At 44.0% G+C, this 21876-nt stretch carries 16 protein-coding genes and 2 tRNA genes; 12 read left to right on the top strand and 6 right to left on the bottom strand.

All coding sequences use genetic code 11. The features are described 5' to 3' along the window. Window positions 1-134: 134 nt before the first annotated feature. The 4 genes from FTU01_RS09035 (at window position 135) to FTU01_RS09020 (ending at window position 8561) form a co-directional block, all read left to right on the top strand. Window positions 135-3230, top strand: a complete 3096-nt coding sequence (locus FTU01_RS09035) for a multidrug efflux RND transporter permease subunit (protein ID WP_166137801.1) — start codon at window positions 135-137, stop codon at window positions 3228-3230. A gap of 172 nt (window positions 3231-3402) precedes the next feature. Beyond that, on the top strand, window positions 3403-6528 hold the full coding sequence (locus FTU01_RS09030; protein WP_180138833.1) for an efflux RND transporter permease subunit: 3126 nt from the start codon (window positions 3403-3405) through the stop codon (window positions 6526-6528). 41 nt (window positions 6529-6569) lie between these two features. After that, window positions 6570-7904, top strand: a complete 1335-nt coding sequence (mgtE, locus tag FTU01_RS09025) for a magnesium transporter (RefSeq protein ID WP_159123485.1) — start codon at window positions 6570-6572, stop codon at window positions 7902-7904. 75 nt (window positions 7905-7979) lie between these two features. Next, window positions 7980-8561: a DUF4112 domain-containing protein gene (locus FTU01_RS09020; protein WP_005236796.1), complete on the top strand. Its 582-nt coding sequence runs from the start codon at window positions 7980-7982 to the stop codon at window positions 8559-8561. Window positions 8562-8635: 74 nt separating this feature from the next. Here the strand turns inward: FTU01_RS09020 and htpX are convergent, their stop codons facing one another. Beyond that, window positions 8636-9541: a protease HtpX gene (gene htpX, locus FTU01_RS09015; protein WP_005236795.1), complete on the bottom strand. Its 906-nt coding sequence runs from the start codon at window positions 9539-9541 to the stop codon at window positions 8636-8638. Between the two features lie 178 nt (window positions 9542-9719). Further along, entirely contained in the window at window positions 9720-10592 is an 873-nt protein-coding gene (locus tag FTU01_RS09010; RefSeq protein WP_200228892.1) for a lytic transglycosylase domain-containing protein, read from the bottom strand. A 501-nt stretch (window positions 10593-11093) separates the two neighbouring features. On the opposite strand from FTU01_RS09010, the gene ttcA reads away from it, so the two are divergent. Both ttcA and FTU01_RS09000 read left to right on the top strand, forming a co-directional pair. After that, window positions 11094-12020 carry a tRNA 2-thiocytidine(32) synthetase TtcA gene (ttcA, locus tag FTU01_RS09005; protein ID WP_005236792.1) on the top strand — a complete coding sequence of 309 codons (927 nt, stop codon included), beginning with the start codon at window positions 11094-11096 and terminating at the stop codon, window positions 12018-12020. Window positions 12021-12238: 218 nt separating this feature from the next. Then, complete coding sequence (locus FTU01_RS09000; RefSeq protein WP_004784757.1) at window positions 12239-12625, top strand: SCP2 sterol-binding domain-containing protein; 387 nt, start codon at window positions 12239-12241, stop codon at window positions 12623-12625. A gap of 93 nt (window positions 12626-12718) precedes the next feature. On the opposite strand, the gene FTU01_RS08995 is transcribed toward FTU01_RS09000, so the two are convergent. Then, the gene (locus FTU01_RS08995) at window positions 12719-13834 is read right to left on the bottom strand and encodes a transglycosylase SLT domain-containing protein (protein WP_180069095.1); all 1116 of its coding nucleotides are present in this window, start codon (window positions 13832-13834) and stop codon (window positions 12719-12721) included. A 364-nt stretch (window positions 13835-14198) separates the two neighbouring features. Between FTU01_RS08995 and greB the strand changes: the two genes are divergently transcribed. The 3 genes from greB (at window position 14199) to FTU01_RS08980 (ending at window position 15223) form a co-directional block, all read left to right on the top strand. Continuing rightward, window positions 14199-14693 carry a transcription elongation factor GreB gene (gene greB / locus FTU01_RS08990; RefSeq protein WP_159123487.1) on the top strand — a complete coding sequence of 165 codons (495 nt, stop codon included), beginning with the start codon at window positions 14199-14201 and terminating at the stop codon, window positions 14691-14693. A gap of 88 nt (window positions 14694-14781) precedes the next feature. Continuing rightward, window positions 14782-14872: transfer RNA gene (locus tag FTU01_RS08985), tRNA-Ser, on the top strand. Between the two features lie 260 nt (window positions 14873-15132). Beyond that, window positions 15133-15223, top strand: a tRNA-Ser gene (locus FTU01_RS08980). A gap of 55 nt (window positions 15224-15278) precedes the next feature. Here the strand turns inward: FTU01_RS08980 and FTU01_RS08975 are convergent. Next, window positions 15279-16232 (bottom strand): LysR substrate-binding domain-containing protein, encoded by a 954-nt coding sequence (locus tag FTU01_RS08975; protein ID WP_180138831.1) that lies wholly within the window; start codon window positions 16230-16232, stop codon window positions 15279-15281. 257 nt (window positions 16233-16489) lie between these two features. Between FTU01_RS08975 and FTU01_RS08970 the strand changes: the two genes are divergently transcribed. The 3 genes from FTU01_RS08970 (at window position 16490) to epmA (ending at window position 19969) form a co-directional block, all read left to right on the top strand. Next, the gene (locus tag FTU01_RS08970) at window positions 16490-17713 is read left to right on the top strand and encodes an acyl-CoA dehydrogenase (protein ID WP_180138829.1); all 1224 of its coding nucleotides are present in this window, start codon (window positions 16490-16492) and stop codon (window positions 17711-17713) included. A gap of 211 nt (window positions 17714-17924) precedes the next feature. Beyond that, window positions 17925-18992 (top strand): 4-phosphoerythronate dehydrogenase, encoded by a 1068-nt coding sequence (locus FTU01_RS08965; protein WP_180010622.1) that lies wholly within the window; start codon window positions 17925-17927, stop codon window positions 18990-18992. Beyond that, window positions 18989-19969: an EF-P lysine aminoacylase EpmA gene (gene epmA, locus FTU01_RS08960; protein WP_180010624.1), complete on the top strand. Its 981-nt coding sequence runs from the start codon at window positions 18989-18991 to the stop codon at window positions 19967-19969. Before FTU01_RS08965 ends, epmA begins: the two co-directional genes overlap by 4 nt. A 39-nt stretch (window positions 19970-20008) precedes the next feature. On the opposite strand, the gene FTU01_RS08955 is transcribed toward epmA, so the two are convergent. Continuing rightward, window positions 20009-20449, bottom strand: a complete 441-nt coding sequence (locus FTU01_RS08955; RefSeq protein WP_180138827.1) for a GNAT family N-acetyltransferase — start codon at window positions 20447-20449, stop codon at window positions 20009-20011. 167 nt (window positions 20450-20616) lie between these two features. Continuing rightward, on the bottom strand, window positions 20617-21849 hold the full coding sequence (locus tag FTU01_RS08950; protein WP_180138825.1) for a multifunctional CCA addition/repair protein: 1233 nt from the start codon (window positions 21847-21849) through the stop codon (window positions 20617-20619). Between the last annotated feature and the right edge of the window lie 27 nt (window positions 21850-21876).

Raw genomic sequence — 21876 nt, 5'->3', positions numbered from 1 at the left:
TTCATGATTCAATTTTATACATATTTTTCTGTGATCAAGCCTTGCATTCTCTAGGCCACTGCCTGAATATCCTTAAGCTGACTCAATAATGCAACGCTTTCCATAATTCATTAAATTCAAAGTGATTCAGACTTATGCTGTCTAAGTTTTTCATTCATCGTCCTATTTTTGCAGGTGTGCTGGCCATTGTAGTCATGGCCATTGGACTTTTTGCGGTGATGAATTTACCTGTTGAACGTTATCCGGATATTGCACCGCCTCGTATTACTGTGGCAACAACCTATACCGGTGCATCTGCAGAAACAGTAGAAGAAAGCGTGACCCAGGTGCTGGAACAGCAAATTAAAGGTATCGACCGCTTGCTGTATTTCAGCTCAAGCAGTGATTCCTCAGGTCGAAGCCGGATCAGCATCAGTTTTGAAAATGGTACCGATCCAGATACAGCACAAGTACAGGTTCAAAATGCGATTAACGGGGTTCTCAATCGTTTGCCAGATGATGTCCAGCGACAGGGCGTGAATGTCTTCAAATCTCTTGGCGATACCCATATGGTCATCGGTTTGTATGATGAGTCACGGCGTAGCAGCAATATTGAACTGTCTGATTATTTGACCACGCATCTGGAACAGGATATTTCCCGAATTGATGGCATTGGGGAAGTGGATGTTTTTGGTTCACAGTTCGCAATGCGCATCTGGCTGAATCCAGCAAAATTGAAACAATATAACCTGATGCCAAGTGATGTGCGGGCAGCGATTGAATCACAAAATACTCAAGTGGCAGCCGGCGCAATTGGGGACTTGCCAACAGCCGATGATCAGTATCTGAATGCCAAAGTCACATCAGGCAGCCGTTTAAAAACAGTCGAAGAATTTGAAAATATTATTGTGAAGTCTGCCCGGGATGGTAGCTTTATCTACTTAAAAGATGTTGCACGGGTTGAATTGGGTGCGGAAAATTATCAGTCATATAGCACCACCAACGGCTATCCTTCTGCCGGTCTGGGCATTTCACTGGCCTCCGGTGCCAATGCAATTGCGACGTCGAGTCTGATCAAGGCTGAAATCGAGCGACTCTCCCAGCAGTTGCCGGAAGGCTATAAAATTGCCTATCCGCGTGACAATACACCGTTTGTTAAAGAATCGATTAAAGAAGTCGTTAAAACTTTATTCGAGGCGGTCATTCTGGTCGTCATCGTGATGTTTATCTTCCTGCAAAACTGGCGTGCCACCTTAATTCCGACTGTAACTGTGCCTGTAGTTTTACTCGGAACCATGGCAGTACTTTATGTTTTGGGACTGAGTATTAATACGCTGACTTTGTTTGCCTTAGTACTGGCCATTGGCTTGCTGGTCGATGATGCCATTGTGGTGGTAGAGAACGTTGAACGTCTGATGCATGAGCAGCAGCTTACAGCCAAAGAAGCAGCGCTGGAATCCATGCAGGAAATCAGCGGCGCACTGATCGGGATTACCCTGGTTTTAACCGCGGTCTTTATTCCCATGGCATTTTTTGGTGGCTCAACCGGGGTGATCTATCGTCAGTTCTCGATTACGCTCGTGGCAGCGATGTCTCTGTCGCTGATGGTCGCACTGATTCTGACACCTGCACTTTGTGCGCTGATTCTAAAACCAAATCCAAAACCTGCCAAGTGGGCGAGTTGGTTTAACCAGAAACTGGATGGTTTGAAGCATCGTTATCTGAAAGTTTCTAATGTCACTCTACAACATAAGGCCATTAGTCTGGTGCTGTTTGCCGGATTGCTCTGCGTATTTGCTTTATTTTATCGCGCCTTACCCACCAGCTTTTTGCCGAGTGAAGACCAGGGTATTCTGAATCTGCAAATCCGGCTGCAGGAAGGCGCGCCAATGAAAAACACCATTCAGGTCGGTGAGCAGATTCGTCAGTATTTTCTGGAAGAAGAAAAGGACAATATCGACTTGGTCATGCTACGTTATGGCCGTAACTTCTCAGGTACAGGTCAGAACCTGGCGACCGGTTTTGTTGCCTTGAAGCATTGGGATGACCGTGCTGGAGAAGAAAATACCGCGCAGGCGATTCGTGAACGTGCTATGAAGCATTTTCGCAGTAACCGCGATGCTCAAGTCAATATCAGCATGCCGGCTTCAGTGAATGGTTTAGGGCAAACCGACGGCCTGGATTTCTGGATTCGTGATATTAACGGTAATGGCCGTCAGTATCTGGAAGAGCAGTTCCAGAATATGCAGGCTGGAGCAGCTCAATATAGTAGCTTTGAAAATCTGGATAAGCGTTCCAATCCGGAAAAAGCCGAACTGAAAGTCAATATTGACCAGAAACAGGCGATGGCCAATGGTCTGAGTCAATCCGCAATCAACAGTACGCTTTCAGCGGCCTGGGGGGGTAATTATATTAATGACTTTATTGATCGTGGCCGGATTAAACGGGTGATTATGCAGGGCGATGCAGAATTCCGTTCCAAACCTGAAGATCTGGCGCAATGGCATGTACGTAATGACCTGAACGAGATGGTGCCTTTCAGTAATTTCGCTCAGGTGGACTGGAGTGGTGGTCCTGAGGTGGTCAACCGTTTTATGGGCTATACCTCGCTGCAAATGCAAGCGGATATGGTCAAAGGTTCCAGTTCTGGTGAAGCGATGCAAGATGTTGAAAATCTGGTGGCAGAACAGGATGGCATTGACGTGGTCTGGAGCGGTTTATCCTTTGAGGAAAAACAATCCAGTAATCAGGCAATCTGGTTATATCTGGTGTCGATTGGTTTCATTTTCCTGTGCCTGGCCGCTTTATATGAAAGCTGGACGATTCCGACTGCGGTCATGTCCGCTATTCCTCTAGGGATTGGTGGGAATATTATTTTCAGTTTTCTGGCAGATTTTCCGAATGATATTTACTTCCAGATTGCTTTGCTCACCACGATTGGTCTGTCCTGTAAGAATGCAATTTTAATCGTAGAGTTTGCGGCATTGGCTCAGGAAAAAGGTAAATCGGTAGTTGAAGCTGCACTTGAAGGTGCTTCGCTACGCTTGCGTCCGATCCTGATGACATCTCTGGCCTTTGGTGCTGGGATTCTGCCACTGGTCTTTGCTTTTGGTGCTGGTGCAGCCAGTCGTCGTGAGATTGGAATCAGTGTTTTTGGTGGAGTGATCTTTGGAACGATACTGGTGCTAATTTTTATTCCATTTATGTACGTTTTAATTCGCCAAATGACGATGAAGAAATCACATACATAATATCAATTGAGAATATAGCATTCTAAAATCCCCGTTATAACGGGGATTTTTTTATCGGAAATAAAAAGGTAAAGATTGGCTTAAATTTAAGCATGGTGTGAAAATTGCTATAGAAATCATCTATTCATGGCGTGTGCATTCTAAAGATGCATTTGATGGGGATTTCTAATTTATGTTGTCGCGCTTTTTTATTTATCGTCCCAAGTTTGCAGCGGTCATTGCAATTTTAATGATGGCGCTTGGGGTATTTGCACTTCAAAAAATTCCCATTGAACATATGCCAAATATGGATACGCCAGCTTTAGGCGTTTCCGCAGGTTATCGTGGTGCATCGGCTGAAACAGTTGAGCAATCGGTGACCCAGATTCTGGAACAGGCGGTAAAAGGCATTGAAGGTCTGGAAACTTTTCACTCCAGCAGTTCGGTGGGACGGGCCCAACTTACGCTGCAATTTGAGCCAGGAGTCGATCTTGATCAAGCCCAGTTACAGGTTCAAAACGCCGTGAATGGTGTATTGAGCCGCTTACCTGAAGAGACGCAGCAGGGCGGAGTCAATGTTTATAAATCAGGGTATGACCAGTTTGCACTATTAAGTTTATATGATGAGAGTGGGCAGAGTAGCGTTATCGAACTTTCAGATTATTTGATGGTGCATGTAGAACCGCGTTTGTCACGTATTGAAGGTGTAGGGGAAATTGACCTGTACGGTGCAGGTTATGCCATGCGGATTTGGCTAAATCCGCATAAGTTGCAGCAGTTTAACCTGATGCCAAGCGATATCCGCAATGCCATTGAAACTCAAAACGCACCGCTGGCTTCAGGCGCAATTGGTGGTTTGCCGACGATGCAGGATCAATATCTCAATGCCAAGGTCAGTGCCGGTTCACATTTAAGCAGTGTGAAAGAATTTGAAAATATCATCGTTAAAACCACAGATTCCGGTTCATTGCTGTATTTAAAAGATGTGGCACGGGTAGAACTAGGTGCAGAAAGTTATAACCACATTAACTATACCAACGGACAGCTCTCTTCAGCTTTATCGATTACTTTGGCGCCGCGGAGTAATGCTATTGCCGTGTCCAAACAGATTCAAGACGTATTAAAAAACGCTCAGGCCAATTTGCCACCGCACTACCAGTTGCAAATGACCATGGACAAAACTCCATTTATTACCAGCTCAATTGAACAGGTAGCTAAAACTCTGGTTGAAGCCATTATTCTGGTCATTGTGGTGATGTTTATCTTCCTGCAAAACTGGCGTGCCACGATTATTCCGGCCGTTACGATTCCGATTGTAGTTTTGGCGACCTTTGCAGTGCTGTATGTCTTGGGTATGACTCTGAATAGCTTTACCTTATTTGCCCTGATTTTAGCCATCGGTCTGCTAGTCGATGATGCCATTGTAGTGGTGGAAAATATTGAACGCCTGATGCAGGACGAATATCTGGATGCCAAGGCGGCTGCCTTAAAGTCCATGCAGGAAATGAGTGGGGCACTGGTCGGTATTACATTGGTACTTACCGCAGTATTTATCCCGATGGCTTTCTTTGGCAGCATCACTGGGATGATTTATCGTCAATTTTCCATCACTTTGGTGGTAGCGATGTTGCTGTCTTTATTCGTGGCCTTGGTGATTACCCCGACATTTGCGGCACAATTATTGAAACGCAAACATCATCAGACTCGCTGGGCGCAGCGCTTTAACCATGGCATGGATCAGCTCAATGCCGGTTACCAAAAAGTTTCAGCTCGGAGTATGCGATTGAAATTCATGATGTTGGCACTGTTTGGTGTGTGCATAATGGGCTTCGGCTGGGTATATAAGCATTTGCCGGAAGGCTTGATGCCCACCGAAGACATGGGCTTTGTCATGGGGCAGATCGTCATGCCGGGCAACGCACCGCGTTCAGAAGTCGAAAAAGTCGGGCGTGAAGTACAAGACTATTTAATGAAACATGAATCAGAACGCATTCAGAGTGTAGGCGTCTGGTATAGCGGCAACAACGTTGGTGTAGGCCCGTATCGTGGGCAGCTCTTTGTGGTATTAAAAGACTGGGCTGAACGTAAAAATCCTGAAGATTCGGTCTTTGCCATTGTCGATCGAGCACAGAAACACTTTGCCAATCATGCCAATGCCCAAATTTTCTTTATGGCGCCTTCCATGTCGAGTAATGGTCGTGTAGTCGATTTCTGGTTGCAAGACCTGGATTATAAAGGAGCTGAATTATTACAGGAGACATTTGGCCAGATTGAAGCGCGTGCCCAAGGCAAATCATCGATTGAATTTTTACAGCTGGACCAACCCAAAGAAAGTGCTGAGCTGAATATCAAACTTGATGCAGAACGCGTGTTAAAGCATTCCATTCCTCAGCAAAATGTAAACAGTACTTTGGCCGCAGCGTGGGGTGGAACTTACATCAATGACTTTATTGATCGCGGGCAGATTAAACGTGTGATTATGCAGGGTGAAGCAGAATACCGTTCCAAACCTGAAGATCTGGCCTTCTGGCATGTACGCAATCAAAAAGGTGAAATGCTGTCATTTAACCAGTTTAGCAGTCTGAATTGGCAGGGCGGGCCGAACAGTATTAACCGCTATATGGGCTATAACGCTGTTCCAGTCTATGCCGGGATTCCAAAGGACAAGTTTTCCAGTCAGACCATGCAGGATGTTGAAGCATTGGTAGATGCCCAGGAAGGTGTGAATCTGGCTTGGAGCGGAGCCGCATTGGAAGAAAAGCGTAGCAGCGGTCAGGCGATTTTTCTTTATGTGATTTCGATTGCCTTTATTTTCCTGTGTTTAACCGCTTTATATGAAAGTTGGACCATTCCTGCGGCCGTGATCAGTGCCATTCCATTGGGCGTAGGCGGCAGTATCTTATTTTGCTGGGTCTTTGGTTTCGCCAATGACATCTTTTTTCATATTGCCTTGCTGACGACGATTGGTCTGTCCTGTAAAAATGCCATTCTGATTGTGGAGTTTGCTGCACAGGCAGAGAAAGCAGGAAAAACAGCTATAGCTGCAGCCTTAGAAGGAGCAAGTTTGCGCTTACGGCCTATTCTCATGACTTCTATTGCTTTTGCTGCGGGAGTGATTCCTTTGATTTTTGCTTCTGGGGTCAGTGCGATCAGCCGTCAGGAAATTGGTGCCAGCGTTTTGGGCGGGGTCATTTTTGCAACTATTTTGGTATTATTCTTTATCCCGTTTATGTATGTGTTAATCCGAAACCTGTTTCGTGTCAAAGCAACAAATAAAGTTATACAAATCAATCAGGAAAATGAGGAATACTCACTCTAGGGCGGGTATGTTTCATACCTGCATGGAATGATGGTAGGGAAATGCAGTACCAAGAAAAAATACAGCAACTTCATGAGACTCTGCTGACAGGGGAAAATAATATTCATCAGCTTCTACAAAAGCTAAATATTGCCGATCAGGCCAGAATTTTGTCTGAGCTTGGACCAGCAGAACGCTGTCACCATTTCAAGCAGCTGGAACGTCAGGCAGAAGTACTGGAGTACTTACCACTGGCCATGCAAATCCAGCTGGCCTATCAATTTCCTCTGGAGCAACTGGCCAGTCTGATGGATGCCATGCATTCCGATGACTTCATTGATTTATACAAGCAGATGCCCTGTGAAGTGCAGCAGCAGTTACTTGGAAAATTATCTACCCAGTCGCTACAAACCCTGCGAGAGCTGCATGCTTATCCGGAAGAAACAGCCGGTGCATTAATGAGTTCAGACTTCGTCACGCTTGCTCCCGAACTGAGCATGACGGAGGCGATTGAAACGCTACGTGATATTGCGGGGAATCATGACACTTTATATCTGATCTATATCGTGGATGAGAAACAGCATCTGCTCGGCGTAATTTCCTTAAGGCAAATTATTCAGGCACGGCCGGATGCTACCATTAATGAGGTCATGACCACAGATGTAGTCTATGCCACGGTGGATGAGGATCAGGAGCAGGTCGCCCGTACCTTGGCCTATTATGATTTTATTGCCTTGCCAGTGGTCGACGCGACCCAGAAGCTGGTCGGGATTATTACCTATGATGATGCCATGGATATTGCAGAGGCAGAAAGTACTGAAGATATTTTAAAATCCGGTGCAGTGACGCCTTTGAATGAACTGAGTCTGAAAACCGCACCGATTCTCAGATTGTATCAAAAACGGGTATTCTGGCTGGTCATTCTGGTGTTTGGCAGTCTGCTCTCCGGAATCGGAATTGCCCATTTTGAAGATATTATTTCCACCCATATTGTGCTGGTATTTTTCTTGCCATTGTTGGTGGGAAGCGGCGGGAATGCTGGTTCGCAATCTGCCACCTTGATGGTGCGTGCCTTGGCAACAGGCAATGTGCAGTTTAAGGACTGGTTTAGCCTGCTGGGTCGTGAATCCCTGGTTGCGTTATGTCTGGGTGGAACGATGGCCATTGCTGTATCAATCTTGGGTTATATTCGAGGTGACTGGATGGTCGCCATCGTACTTGCTTTAAGTATGTTAGGTATTGTGCTGATGGGCTGTCTGATTGGCATGAGTTTACCCTTTATTCTCAACAAGCTGAAAATGGACCCAGCCAGTGCATCAGCACCGCTGGTAACGTCGATTTGTGATGCCACTGGGGTGATTATTTACTTGTTTATTGCCTCTCAATTATTGTTTTAAATACCTAGCAATTACAGCTTAAATAGAAAAAATACTTTATGCTCAATTACATCAGCTTCATTTCTGGAAGAACCTATGCCTGATCCCGGACAAAAAAATAAATTGAGCCAACAGGATGTCATTCGTCTGGAGCGGGATCTGGCCAAGTTTGCCAATATGATGGATTCGGTGGTACGGATTCCATTTACCAAGCAGGGCGTCGGGGCAGATGCTGCTTTGAGTACCATTCCGGTAGCTGGAGATATCGCAGGTTTTGTATTGACCAGTTATGCGATTTATAAAGCCCGTCAGATCGGGGTGCCAAGTGAAAAATTAAAGCCAGTCCTGAAAATGGCCGTCATGGATGCTGTGGTCGGCTTTATTCCTGTAGCAGGAACAATATTTGATATTTTTATTCGTCCTAGCCGTAAGGCACTGGATATTGTGCATCAGCATATCCGGGACGAATACCAGATCCGTACCGATCATCATGTGGTACATCCATTTCTGCATGAAAGTTTGGAACGCAGACAACAGCAATCTGCTTTCTGGCGTAATCCTGTGGTGGCCTGGATCTGGATTCATCTACCAGATATCTTAGGAACTTTCTTTTTGATTCTGTTAATTATGGCCATTGGCTGGGGCACAATGCAGCTCTTTCAATGGTTTAAAGCCTGAAGGTTTATAAACCTAAACTTAATAAAAAAGCCTGCAAATGCAGGCTTTTTTCTATCAAGCAATCAATGCGTTGCTTAAGGGCAATCGAGTTGTTGCAAAGCAGCAACACGTTGTTCAATCGTTGGGTGAGTCTGGAACAGTGCCGCCAGACTAAAACCTTGTTCCTGACCAGCAGAAATTGCAAAGGCTTTCATTTCTTTCGGCATAGTATCCGGCATTTCTGATTCCGCCTGTAAACGTAATAACGCTGAAATCATCGCCTGTTTGCCTGCCAAACGTGCACCTGCTTCATCAGCACGATACTCACGGTAGCGTGAGAACCACAGCACGATCGCTGAAGCCATAATACCAAATACGATATCCAGCACAATGGTAATCACAAAATAGCCAATACCCGGTGCCTCACCTTCTTCACGACCGAAGATCGTACGGTCTACAAAGTCGCCAACTACACGGGCAAAGAACATGACAAATGTGTTGACTACACCTTGGATCAAGGCCAGTGTCACCATATCGCCATTGGCAACGTGACCAATCTCGTGTGCCAGTACCGCACGAAGTTCGTCTTTATTCATGCGTTCAAGCAGACCCGTGGACACAGACACGAGCGCATCGTTCTTGTTCCAGCCTGTTGCAAAGGCATTTGACTGATAAGATGGGAAAATACCCACTTCCGGCATTTTAATGCCAGCGCGCTGAGAAAGTTGCGCAACTTCTTGTAATAACCATGCTTCTGCCTGGTTACGAGGGGCATTTGGGTCAATCAGTTCAGTACCGGTTGTTTTTTTCGCCATCCATTTAGACATGAACAGGGAAATCAGTGATCCCACCATACCGAACACAAAACAGATCACCAACAGGTTGCCTAGATTCAAGCCACCCGCGCCATGGTAACTACCGACACCGAAGAGTGACAGGATAATGCCAGCTACAACCAGTACCGCGAGGTTGGTTAGCAAGAACAAACCAATCCGCATCATTGAGAAATCCTCTTATTATAAAAAAATAATCTGATTAGCAAATGAAAATCATTGAAATCAATATGGGGTGAAATGACTAAAAATTCAAGAAAAAAAATGGCCCTAGATCACAAAACACAGCTTTATTTTTTGCTGCATTTTCGCTAAGGCTATTTAGAATCAAATGATTTTGATTTATTTATTCACTTAAATAAATTTTAGCTGCTGCTGTTGCATTCGCCGTTGCATAAGAACCCATCGGTGCATCGGTATAACTGCCATCAGAATTCATAATAATCTGACGCTGATACTTGGCTGCCTGAATGTGTGAAGTACTGCTGCTATCATTGGAGTAGTTCGCTGAACTGGCAATGATGCGACCTTCACTGGATGATGTGCTAGACGTGGTTGTACTTGCACTCAGGCCATGAGTATACAGATTTTGATAACGGCTGGTCACACGGCGTACATAATCCTGAGTCTCCCGGAAAGGCGGGATTCCACCATATTTGCTGACATTGCCTTCACCGGCATTATAGCCCGCCAGTGCCAGGCTGGTATTGCCATTAAAACGCTTTAATAACCAGGCCAGATATTTAGCACCCGCCATAATGTTCTGATGAGGATCATAGGCATTGCTGACATTAAAGCGACGTGCTGTGGCCGGCATCAGCTGCATCAAACCTTGTGCACCCACAGGGGAGCGGGCATGGGTATTAAAGCCGGATTCAGTATGCATGACTGCTTTAATTAAGCCTTCAGACACACCATAAGTCTGGGCGGCCTGACGAATGATCGAATCAAAAGCGTTCTTATTCTTGCTATAGCTAGGCAAAACTGACGACTCGCTGCTGCCCCAGTTACTATAGCTATGAATATTGCTATCCGGATAATAAGTCTTCTTTTCGACCTGAAGATGATTATAACGGCTCTTCTTATTGGTCAATAAGGTACTGCCGTTTTTATCACGCAACTGATAGATGGTTTCGCCGGCATACACCAAATGACTGCAGCCCAGCATAAGCAAGCTACCGATCAGTTGACACCCCAAGAAATACGTCTTTATTTTCATTGTTTATATTTGATAAATAATAAGCTAGAAAAATTCATGGATGAGTTTAACAAAAAATTACGTAATGCACAGCCTTATACGCTGCATTTATAAACGAGTATGTAAACGGGAACAGCTGTCAATATTTTGAACATTAAAATATTTTTTTTATTTAATTTAAAACCTTAGGGTTGACAGCTTTAAGTTATTGATTTTAATTATAAAATAAATTGATTAAAAAATGATCAATTTAAAGAAAAGCCTTAAATTTTGAGGTGAACAAGTTGTCAAGTCCATTTCAATCCACAAAGTTATCCACAGCTTTTGTGGACAACTGTGGAAAAGTCCAAAAGATAAGCATCTCGCTTAAAAATTGAACTAAATCGTTCAATATATCAATCTAAATAAAACATGAAAATGAAACTAATATGGCATTTGTATGAAAATAAATTCTTTTGATGCGATACGGAACCGAATCAGCTAAAATTGCGCGGTATTTCTATTTATGGGTTATTCTCGTCTATGTACTCGCCAGTTGAATCCGAGCAAGGATTTAATTTCAAACCTGAACTGCCAACAAGCTCTGCCTACTACCGTTTGTTGAAGAAGCTTCGCCGCCAGGTCGGACATGCCATTCGCGACTTCAAGATGATTGAAGACGGCGACAAGGTCATGGTGTGTATTTCTGGTGGTAAAGACAGTTATACCTTGCTTGATATCCTCCTTCAGTTTAAACGCATTGCACCAATCAACTTTGATGTGGTGGCGGTTAACCTGGACCAGAAACAGCCCGGTTTCCCGGAAGATGTATTACCGCGTTATTTAGAAGAAAATAACATTCCGTATTACATCTTGGAAAAAGATACCTACAGCATTACCAAAAAACTGACACCGGAAGGTAAGACTTACTGTGCAGTATGTTCACGTCTGCGCCGTGGTTCTTTGTACGGTTTTGCTCAGGAAATTGGGGCGACTAAAGTGGCGCTGGGTCATCACCGTGATGATATTTTGGCAACATTCTTCCTGAACCTGTTCCATGGGGGCAGCCTGAAAGCCATGCCGCCAAAACTGCTGTCTTCTGACAAAAAGAATATCCTGATTCGTCCATTGGCCTATGTGGAAGAAAAAGACATCATCAAATATGCACAGATGCGTCAATTTCCAATTATTCCATGTAATTTATGTGGCTCTCAGGAAAATCTTCAACGTGCCATTATCAATGACATGTTACGTGAATGGGATAATGCACATCCAAAACGTCTGCACAGCATCTTTGGTGCCTTGCAAAATGTTTCACCATCTCAGTTAGTTGACCGCGAATTATTTGATTTTGAAATTCTGGATAGCCAGCGCGAATTCGATTTCAAAGGCAGCTGTTCAACTGAAGAGGCGGTAGAAGGTGAGAACCGCCGCATCAATATGGTCAATTTGGGCTTTGCAGCGGACTAATCGACCTATATAAAGTTAAGCCGATACAGGCATGGGCTACGGCCGATGCCTGAATCAAAAATAACACAAGATAAGAACTATAAAAATTGAACGGTGCGTACAAAATTCGTTAGCCTTTGCCATAATGATCATGTTATAACAAGTCACAAGCATAATAGCTTCAACCTGATGTCGTCTGGATAGTCGACACAAATGAATAAATAAATTGAGGAAAGATCATGCCTGCTTTTTTAACTGATGATTGGTTTTCGACTGTAGACACGCTCACTGCACAAGCTGGTGATTTGGATTTGCCACCTGCTTTGGCGAATCTGGCAATTAATTTGGTCGTTGCAGACACTACAGGTAATACAGAATTATCTTTGGAAGGTGGCGCGATTAAAAAAGGTTTATCTCCAAATGCGAAAACAACATTGAACATGGATGGTGAAACCTTACGTAAAGTTTTCCTTGAGTTTGATATGGCGGCTGCAATGCAAGCCTTCATGACAGGTAAAATCAAGGTGCAAGGCGATATGTCTCAATTGATGGCATTGCAAACAGCGAAGCCAAGCCAAGCACAAAAAGACCTGTTCAAGAAAGTACTTGAAAATACCACAGCTTAATAGTCTTGATCTAAAAAGCTGTAGTAACAAAAAAAGCTTACCCTGAGGTAAGCTTTTTTTATGGCTGAATAACTAGATTTAAATTGATCAGGCTTAAATATTCACCAGCTGTGGAGTAGTCTTGATGTGTTCCAGATAGGCACGGATACGGGTCACGTATTGCAGGGCCTGACGGTAACGACCATTACTGGCTTTATTCTGTTCCAGATAAGCATACAGGTTTACCCAGTTATTCGGATTCTTGCCTTGGGCCTGAATACGTTTTTGCAGCTGATTCACAGCACCTGGGCCCATGTTATAGGCAACTAAAGCAAACCAGTTACGATCCGGATAAGGGATATGTTCATAACGGCTCAGCATCTGGTCATAGTATTTGGCACCCCCATCAATACTTTCGCCTGGGTCTGTCCGGTTACTAACCCCCATCGCTTTTGCGGTAGAGCTTGTGAGCATCATCAGACCGCGGACACCGGTGGGAGATACGGAGTTTGGCTTTAGATAGGATTCCTGGTAACCGATCGCGGCGAGCAGGTGCCAGTCCAGATCGTACTGCTGAGCAGATTTCTGGAAGCTCGCCTTGTATGTGGGGAGGCGCTGGTTCAGGTCCTGTTGAATTTCATCCCAAGAATGTTCTTCTACCACATTCTGATTGTAGAAGGATGCAAGCTGCTTGATCGCACCGCTTTGTTTGCCTTGACATACAAAAGCACTGGCGGTTTGACTCAAGGGATCACTGGCTGATTTAAATACCAGATTCAGATTGGCATTCAGTCCATTACTGGCCAGTGAAGACTCATCACCACAAGTGGCAGAAAAAGCCGTTAAACGCTGTTGTTCAATCGTACCCAGATCAGTCGTGGTCATGGCCAGATTGGCTTTGCCCTGCGCTACCCATTTCAGGGCCGTGGCATTATCCGGAACAGTTTTAAAATCCAGCTTAACATTCAGGCTGTTGGCATAGTTGCGAACCAGGTCATAACCAAAACCATGCTGATGTTGTCCATCCTGAAACACAGTCGTTGGACTTTGAACTGCGACGACGGTGAGTTTGTTGCTATTGACCACATGATCATATTGAAGTGTGGTTTTAGTGGCATTGATACTATGAAAGGGGATAAGTGCCGTACTCAGTACCAGTGCTTTTACAGGGAGAGAAGAGATAAAAGAGCTAAGGCAAAGCCTCGACCCAGTGGTTGAACTACTGTGCATGTTGTCTCCGCTACAAGTAATTTATGCCCTAAAAATCACAGCCAATACTAGCCAGAAACTTTTAAAAGTTTGATAAATTCAATAAGGGTTGGGCAGTCATGACGTCATTCAAAAATGACTAAATTGATCGGGAAATATGTAGAAAAACTACATAGATTAAAAAATAAGCGATTCCAAAAGTAGGGTGCATATTAAAGATCAAAAAATGAATTGTCAAATTTTGTACATAATTTATTTTTTAAATGTAATTTAAGTTATTAAATTTATTGAAGAAAAAAATTGCATATTCTGGCTTGTCCTAAAACTCCAAATAAAATAAGCTCTTAATGTCTAAAAACTGGTTCAAAATTGGCAATTAAAATACATGAAATCTAACCTGATTACCCGTGGTGGACATGATAAATTGGTGGCAGAACTTAAAAATCTCTGGCATGAAGAACGTCCTGAAATTACCAAAAAAGTGAACTGGGCAGCCAGTCTCGGCGACCGTTCGGAAAACGCAGATTACCAGTATAACAAACAGCTTTTACGTAAAATTGATCGTCGGGTTCGTTATCTGGGCAAGCGTCTGGAAGAGCTGCGAATTGTTGATTTTTCTCCTGAACAGGAAGGCAAAGTTTATTTTGGTGCCTGGGTCGAAATTGAAAATGAACAGGGTGAGCAAAAGAGCCTTCGGATTGTGGGCGTCGATGAAATTTATGATCATCATCCGCAGCATATTTCGATTGATTCACCCATGGCACGTGCCCTGTTAGGCAAGTCAGTGGATGATGAAGCTGAGGTGATGACACCATCCGGCAAGAAACTCTGGTTTATCAATTCAATTCGCTATGAAAAGCCAGAAAATTCAGAAGATTAATGAAATTGATTTTATTTTGTGCAGTTGATGCAGAGAAATTGGAAAAATATTTGCCAAGCGCAATTTTTATTTATATGATGGCGGCCATGGAAGCGTGGCAGAGCGGTTTAATGCACCGGTCTTGAAAACCGACGAGGGCTTATACCCCTCCGTGAGTTCGAATCTCACCGCTTCCGCCAGATACGAAAACCCCGATCATTGATCGGGGTTTTTATTTTTAACTCATTAAAATGATTTTAAATTTTCATTGTTCAAAATGATGTGAACATTAAGGCTAAATTCATTCTGAAAATAAAAATATCAGCCCCTAAATCTTATGTATAAAATTTTATCTACTCTAAAATTTTCGTCTGATTTTTGACTGAATGAACTGATTTTTACAGAAGTTTTGCGAAAATTTATTGCCAAGAAACAGAAATATTTATATGATGGCGGCCATGGAAGCGTGGCAGAGCGGTTTAATGCACCGGTCTTGAAAACCGACGAGGGCTTATACCCCTCCGTGAGTTCGAATCTCACCGCTTCCGCCAGATACGAAAAACCCCGATCATTGATTGGGGTTTTTTATTGTCTGATCATTGGGGTTTATAGGTCAGACTCAGATAGAAGGCTGCCCTGAATTTCCTGTTGTATCCATGCAACAAATTTTTCAATCAGCGGTGAGCTTTCCTGACTGGAATGGACCAGATAATAGCCTCGTTTCTTTTCTAAGGTCTTACTGGATACCAGCACCAATTCCTGTCGCTTTAATTCTTTTTCAATTAGCATTTGCGGGATCAAGGCCATTCCCATGCCATGGCTAGCCACTACAGCGAGCATAGAAAACAGTTCATGTCGTTGCCCCTGCAAAGGATATGGATGTTGGATCTGATGTAGCTTGAACCAGTCTTCCCAGATATTCGGCCGGGTGGTTTGCTGTAATAAAGGGAGTTGAACCAGTTGTTCAGCACTTAAGTCATAGCTGTAGTCATTAATCTTTTGTGCATCGGGAAAATACTGTTGAATCAGGTCAGGTGCACAGACAGCAACTACATCTTCATGCATTAGAAAATGGCTATGCGTACCAGGCCATTGTTCGACCTGTTGAGGTGTTCCTGCATAAATAGCAGCATCGAAAATCTGTTCCTGAAACAGAAAAGGGCGGGTGCTGGTTTCCAGATGTATCGTAATTTCAGGATACAGCCGATTAAAGCTCTGGAGTTTAGGTAATAGCCAGCGAGTCGCAAACGTAGGCACTACGCCCAGTTTTAAAGTACCGCCGCGCCCTTGATGCGTAATGACATCCAGTGTTGACTGTTCCAGTCCTTTGAGATGCGGAGTGATACTTTTTAAATATTGCTGTCCAGCATGATTGAGTTCTACACCATGCCGCGTACGGGTAAATAAAGCCGTGCCTAAATACTCCTCCAGTTGCTGGATCTGGCGTGAAACTGCACTTTGGGTTAAAAACAGTTCCTGTGCAGCATAGGTATAACTGGCATGACGTGCAGCAGTTTCGAAACAGATCAGCGCTTGCAGGGAAGGTATTTTTCTACGCACCTGTTCCTCCTTGAACTTAAAATGGTCAGATATCAATAAATGGTATATCAATCTAATACTACTATACGACTTTGGTATAAAAAATAGGCAAATTAGCTATGAAAATAATTTCTAGAAATAGCAACTTATATAAGGTATGCATAAAGTGCATAGCTACATGCAAATTTATTGTTTGAACAAGTCATGATTCATGCCTAGAGTCAATCTGAAGGATAAAACAACATCATCTAATAGATGAAGGATTGGCAGGGAATATTATGAATCAAATGGTCGATACGAAAAAAACCAGCAAAGTCTATTTTAACTGGCAGGATCCATTTTTACTGGAACAGCAACTGACTGAAGAAGAACGCATGATCCGTGACAGCGCGCATGCGTACTGTCAGGGACAGTTACAGCCGCGTGTATTAGAGCAGTTCCGTCATGAAAAAACCGATCCAACGATTTTCCGTGAAATGGGTGAACTGGGTCTGCTGGGTCCAACCATTCCTGAGCAATACGGCGGTGCAGGTTTAAACTATGTCAGCTATGGTCTGATTGCTCGTGAAGTAGAACGTGTAGATTCGGGTTACCGTTCTATGGCCAGCGTGCAAAGTTCTCTGGTGATGGTGCCCATCAATGAATTTGGTTCTGAAGAACAGAAACAGAAATATTTGCCAAAACTGGCGACCGGTGAATATATCGGTTGTTTCGGTCTGACTGAACCAGATCATGGTTCAGATCCGGGCAGCATGATTACTCGTGCCAAAAAAGTCGATGGTGGTTACCGTCTGACGGGCGCGAAAATGTGGATTACCAACAGTCCGATTGCTGATGTCTTTGTGGTTTGGGCGAAAGAAGTGTCTCCTGAAGGTAATGTGGGTGATATTCGTGGCTTTATTTTAGAAAAAGGCTGGGAAGGGCTTTCTGCACCAGCGATTCACGGTAAGGTCGGTCTGCGTGCTTCGATTACCGGTGAAATCGTGATGGACAATGTTTTTGTTCCAGAAGAAAACGCGTTCCCGGAAATTCGTGGTCTAAAAGGTCCATTTACCTGTCTGAACAGTGCCCGTTATGGTATTGCCTGGGGTGCGATGGGTGCAGCTGAATTCTGTTGGCATACAGCGCATCAATACACCATGGACCGTAAACAGTTTGGCCGTCCATTGGCTGCGAATCAGCTGATCCAGAAAAAACTGGCAGACATGCAAACTGAAATTGCATTAGGTCTACAAGTGGCTTTACGTTTTGGCCGTATGAAAGACGAAGGCATTGCTTCAGTAGAAGGCACTTCACTGATCAAGCGTAATAACTGTGGTAAAGCTTTAGACATTGCCCGTTTAGCGCGTGACATGATGGGTGGTAACGGGATCTCTGATGAATTTGGTGTAGCTCGTCATCTGGTGAATCTGGAAGTGGTCAACACTTATGAAGGGACCCATGATGTACACGCCTTGATTCTAGGTCGTGCGCAAACAGGTATTGCTGCATTCTCCAATTAAAAAAGGAAACTTTTTCGTGCAGGGTATGGCTTTCAATCGCCTAACCTTGCGTCATTTTCTTACTCCAATTACACTCCTTTGCCGAAGTGATGTTTGACTTCGGCATTTTTTATATCTCTATGTTTGCAAGAATTCATCTAAAGCTTGAGTGAAAATAGTCACATTCCGGTTGACGCGGTATGATAGACAGATTCAGTCATTGGAACAGATTATGAAAATTGTCGCAGATGAAAATCTGGCATTTACCGATTATTTCTTTGCAGAATTTGGCGATATTCAGCATCGTGCAGGAAGAACTCTCACTTCGGAAGATGTAAAAGATGCCGAGGCTTTATTGGTCCGTTCCGTGACCAAAGTCAATGCAGCATTCGTACAGGACAGTCAGATTAAATTCGTCGGCAGTGCCACCATTGGTACAGATCATCTGGACATTGCTGCACTAGAACAACAGAACATCCGCTGGAGCAATGCGCCCGGCTGTAATGCACAGGCAGTGGCTGAATATGTGATTACGGCTTTATTATATTTACAACCCCAATTGATCAATGCAAATAAAGAATTCACCTTGGGCATTATTGGTCTAGGAAATGTCGGTTCGCGTTTGGCAACAATGGCCAAATTGCTGGACTGGAATGTGATTGCCTACGATCCCTTTGTGCAGCGCGATCAGGTTCATCAGGTTGAATTTGAACAACTGCTAAAAACTGCAGATGCCATTTCCATTCATGTACCTTTAACCAAAACAGGTCAGCATCCAACTTATCATTTAATTAATGCTAATGCTCTTGGACAAATGAAACCTGAAGCCATTTTAATTAATTCAGCGCGTGGGCCAGTCATTGAAGAAGCGGCGCTAATTGCTGATATTCAGGCAACTCAACGTCAGGTGGTACTGGATGTCTTTGAGCATGAACCGGAAATTTCTGAACAGCTGCTGAATCTGATTACTTTGGTGACGCCGCATATTGCAGGTTATAGTCTGGAAGGTAAGGCACGCGGTACTCAAATGATTTACGAGGCATTTTGCCAGACTTTTGGCTTTGAGATTAATAAGCAGTTTGAAAGCCAGTTGCCTGTCTGTGTACAGTTTTTCCAGAACCAGGATTTAAAACTGGCGCTACAACAGCATTTAACCCAGATCTATGATATTGCCCGTGATGATACCAATCTGCGTGCCTGTTTAAAAGATGGCAAAGTCGATCAGAAAGCATTTGATCATTTACGCAAGACTTATCCTTTACGCCGTGAATGGGCCGCTCATGGAGGGCCAAAGGCATGAGTCAGATTGTATCTTATCAACCGACCTGCGACTTAAAAGCCATTAAAGCACGTGCCAACATGTATGCCCAGCTCCGTCAGTTTTTTGCTGAACGTGACGTGCTGGAAGTAGAAACCCCGATTTTATCTCAGGCTGGTGTGACCGATGTGCACCTGGCTTCGATTCAGGCCCAGCGTCATGTCATGGGTAAGCTCGGCACACATTATCTACAGACCTCACCTGAATTTGCCATGAAACGTTTATTGGCGAGTGGTAGTGGACCGATTTACCAGATCTGTAAGGTGTTTCGGGATGATGAACACGGCCGCAAGCACAATAGTGAATTCAGCATGCTGGAATGGTATCGTCCGGCCTTTAGTCTGAAAGATCTGATGTTTGAAGTGACAGATCTGTTAAATGTGACGCTTAAGGCACGTTTTGGAGAAATCCGCCCCACTGTGCTCAGCTATAAACATGCCTTTATGGATCGCCTGGATCTCAATCCTTTACAGGCCACTTTGCAGCAACTCAAAGATTGCTGTCGCAGGGTAGGTCTCAATCTGGACTTGGGGGATGACCGTTTAGGGTATATCGACCTTTTATTCTCGCATATGGTCGAGCCAAGCCTGGGTTTCGATGCGGCTGTATTTCTGACAGATTTCCCACCGGAACTGGCATCATTGGCTAAAACCAGAATCGATGAAGATGGGGAGCTGGTTGCTGCCCGTTTCGAGCTGTATATAGAAGGGCTGGAACTGGCCAATGCTTATGATGAGCTGATTGATGCTGAAGTTTTGCGTTCCCGCTTTGAAGCAGATAATGCAGAACGGGCAGCGCTTGGCTTGCATGTCATGCCGATTGATGAGTATTTGCTGGCGGCATTGCCACAAATGCCGGAATGTTCGGGTATTGCCCTGGGTCTTGATCGCTTGTTGATGATTGCAACCAATCAGATGAAATTGGAAAAAGTGATTACTTTCCCTGCTGAAATTTCATAAATTAAATCCACGATTGATCAGCTGGTCATGACTGGCTGATCATTCCAGGTGCTTGCGAAATCCAATACTGTAGCTGTCAAATCCCAGTCCTTGATAAAAGGCATGCGCAGGATGGCGTTCTTCGCGATTTCCGCTGTTGAGCTGAATCATCTTGAAGCCTTGCTCTTTTGCAATCTGTTCAATAACAGCCATCAGTTGCTTGCCAATACCTTTTCCACGATAGGCCTGATCAATTACAAAAGCCTGAATCCTTAAATATCCACCGTCAAATTCCCAGGTGTATTCCTGAATAAAACCGGCATAGCCGATCACATGTGAATCCTGTTCAATAATTAGTGTCTGATAATGACTGTCTTGATGGAGATGCTCCCAACGCTGTTTGATATTTTTCAGCGTAGAGGGATAGCCAAGCTGAATCGTGAGTTGATGAACGTCATACAGGTCTTTTTCAAGATCCAGTTGACGGATGAGATAAGTCATTAGACATATTCTTAGCTAAAAATAATATCAATCATAATCAATATTTACTTTGCTTAAGTGTTACAAGTGCACAGTAGCTTCAAAGAATTATTGCTATCTATATAGAAAATCGAGATGAATGAGATTTCAGATATTAAATAAAAAGGCCCCTTGAAGGAGCCTGATGTTTAAAGTATGGCACTATGCTGTTCTTTCAGTTCTGCCAAAGCCGCAATCCGTTGTTCAATCAGCATTTCACCAATATCCGGACCTTGAATTTCCGGTGGTAAATCTTGTGCTTTGATGCTACGTACAACCTGCATGGCATCCAGCACATATTGAGCCTGAGGATAAGCACGATTTTCCAGACCCAAGCGACCGCGAGAGTCACATTCACAGGCCTGTACAAACGCTTCAACACGTTCAGGACGACGTAAAACATCTAGACGCTGTAATAAACGCCATAAAGTGCCAGGTTTTAAGTTAAAAGCCTGGTGACATTTTAAGTGTTCTTTACAAACTGCCAATGCCAGCTGTTTGGTATGAGTTGGAACTCTTAAACGTTCACATAGCTCATTTACCGGTTTGATCCCACGTTCTTCATGCATGATATGGCGTGGCAATTCTTCAACAGGGGTTAATGCCTTACCCAGGTCATGAACCAGAACTGCAAAACGAACATCCAGACTATAATTTTGGCGGCAGGCTTGCTGTAAAGACATCATGGTATGAATACCACAGTCAATTTCCGGATGATATTCAGGACGTTGCGGAATGCCATATAAGGCATCCAGTTCCGGGAACAGCACTTTTAAAGCACCACAACTACGTAATACTTCAAAATACACATCTGCATCCTGTTCCATCAGTGCGCGTGTGGTTTCTTTCCAGACCCGCTCAGGTGTCAATGCATTAAGCTCGCCCGATTCCGCCAGCTGCTTCATCAGCACCAACGTTTCTTCTGCAATGCTAAAACCCTGATGTTGATAACGCGCAGCAAAGCGGGCAATCCTTAAAACACGTAAAGGATCTTCGACAAAAGCTTCTGATACATGACGCAGTACACGATCAGCCAGATCTTTTTGACCGCCATAAGGATCATAAATCTTACCTGAATCATCCATGGCCATGGCGTTGATGGTCAGGTCACGGCGGATCAGATCCTCTTCCAAGGTAACACTAATATCGGTATAAAATTCGAAACCATGATAACCATAGCCAGACTTGCGTTCGGTACGTGCCAGAGCATATTCGTCTTTGGTTTCAGGATGAAGAAAAACAGGGAAGTCCTTGCCAACAGGTTGAAAACCTTTAGCAAGCAATTGTTCCGGCGTCGCGCCGACAACCACATAATCTTTTTCGTGATAGGGGTGTCCAAGTAAATGATCCCGAACTGCACCGCCTACTAAATAAACTTGCATGAAAAAACCTCTATTCTTACAAGCATC

It is taken from the genome of Acinetobacter sp. YH12043 (genome assembly GCF_013419915.1).
Taxonomy (GTDB): domain Bacteria; phylum Pseudomonadota; class Gammaproteobacteria; order Pseudomonadales; family Moraxellaceae; genus Acinetobacter.
This window is presented reverse-complemented; position numbering and strand designations above follow the sequence as displayed.

What these genes read in the sequence shown, in the direction of transcription:
- FTU01_RS09035 (WP_166137801.1), top strand. Translation starts at nt 135, where the DNA reads ATGCTGTCTAAGTTTTTCATTCATCGTCCTATTTTTGCAGGTGTGCTG.
- FTU01_RS09030 (WP_180138833.1), top strand. Translation starts at nt 3,403, where the DNA reads ATGTTGTCGCGCTTTTTTATTTATCGTCCCAAGTTTGCAGCGGTCATT.
- mgtE (WP_159123485.1), top strand. Translation starts at nt 6,570, where the DNA reads ATGCAGTACCAAGAAAAAATACAGCAACTTCATGAGACTCTGCTGACA.
- FTU01_RS09020 (WP_005236796.1), top strand. Translation starts at nt 7,980, where the DNA reads ATGCCTGATCCCGGACAAAAAAATAAATTGAGCCAACAGGATGTCATT.
- htpX (WP_005236795.1), bottom strand. Translation starts at nt 9,541, where the DNA reads ATGATGCGGATTGGTTTGTTCTTGCTAACCAACCTCGCGGTACTGGTT.
- FTU01_RS09010 (WP_200228892.1), bottom strand. Translation starts at nt 10,592, where the DNA reads ATGAAAATAAAGACGTATTTCTTGGGGTGTCAACTGATCGGTAGCTTG.
- ttcA (WP_005236792.1), top strand. Translation starts at nt 11,094, where the DNA reads ATGTACTCGCCAGTTGAATCCGAGCAAGGATTTAATTTCAAACCTGAA.
- FTU01_RS09000 (WP_004784757.1), top strand. Translation starts at nt 12,239, where the DNA reads ATGCCTGCTTTTTTAACTGATGATTGGTTTTCGACTGTAGACACGCTC.
- FTU01_RS08995 (WP_180069095.1), bottom strand. Translation starts at nt 13,834, where the DNA reads ATGCACAGTAGTTCAACCACTGGGTCGAGGCTTTGCCTTAGCTCTTTT.
- greB (WP_159123487.1), top strand. Translation starts at nt 14,199, where the DNA reads ATGAAATCTAACCTGATTACCCGTGGTGGACATGATAAATTGGTGGCA.
- FTU01_RS08970 (WP_180138829.1), top strand. Translation starts at nt 16,490, where the DNA reads ATGAATCAAATGGTCGATACGAAAAAAACCAGCAAAGTCTATTTTAAC.
- FTU01_RS08965 (WP_180010622.1), top strand. Translation starts at nt 17,925, where the DNA reads ATGAAAATTGTCGCAGATGAAAATCTGGCATTTACCGATTATTTCTTT.
- epmA (WP_180010624.1), top strand. Translation starts at nt 18,989, where the DNA reads ATGAGTCAGATTGTATCTTATCAACCGACCTGCGACTTAAAAGCCATT.
- FTU01_RS08955 (WP_180138827.1), bottom strand. Translation starts at nt 20,449, where the DNA reads ATGACTTATCTCATCCGTCAACTGGATCTTGAAAAAGACCTGTATGAC.
- FTU01_RS08950 (WP_180138825.1), bottom strand. Translation starts at nt 21,849, where the DNA reads ATGCAAGTTTATTTAGTAGGCGGTGCAGTTCGGGATCATTTACTTGGA.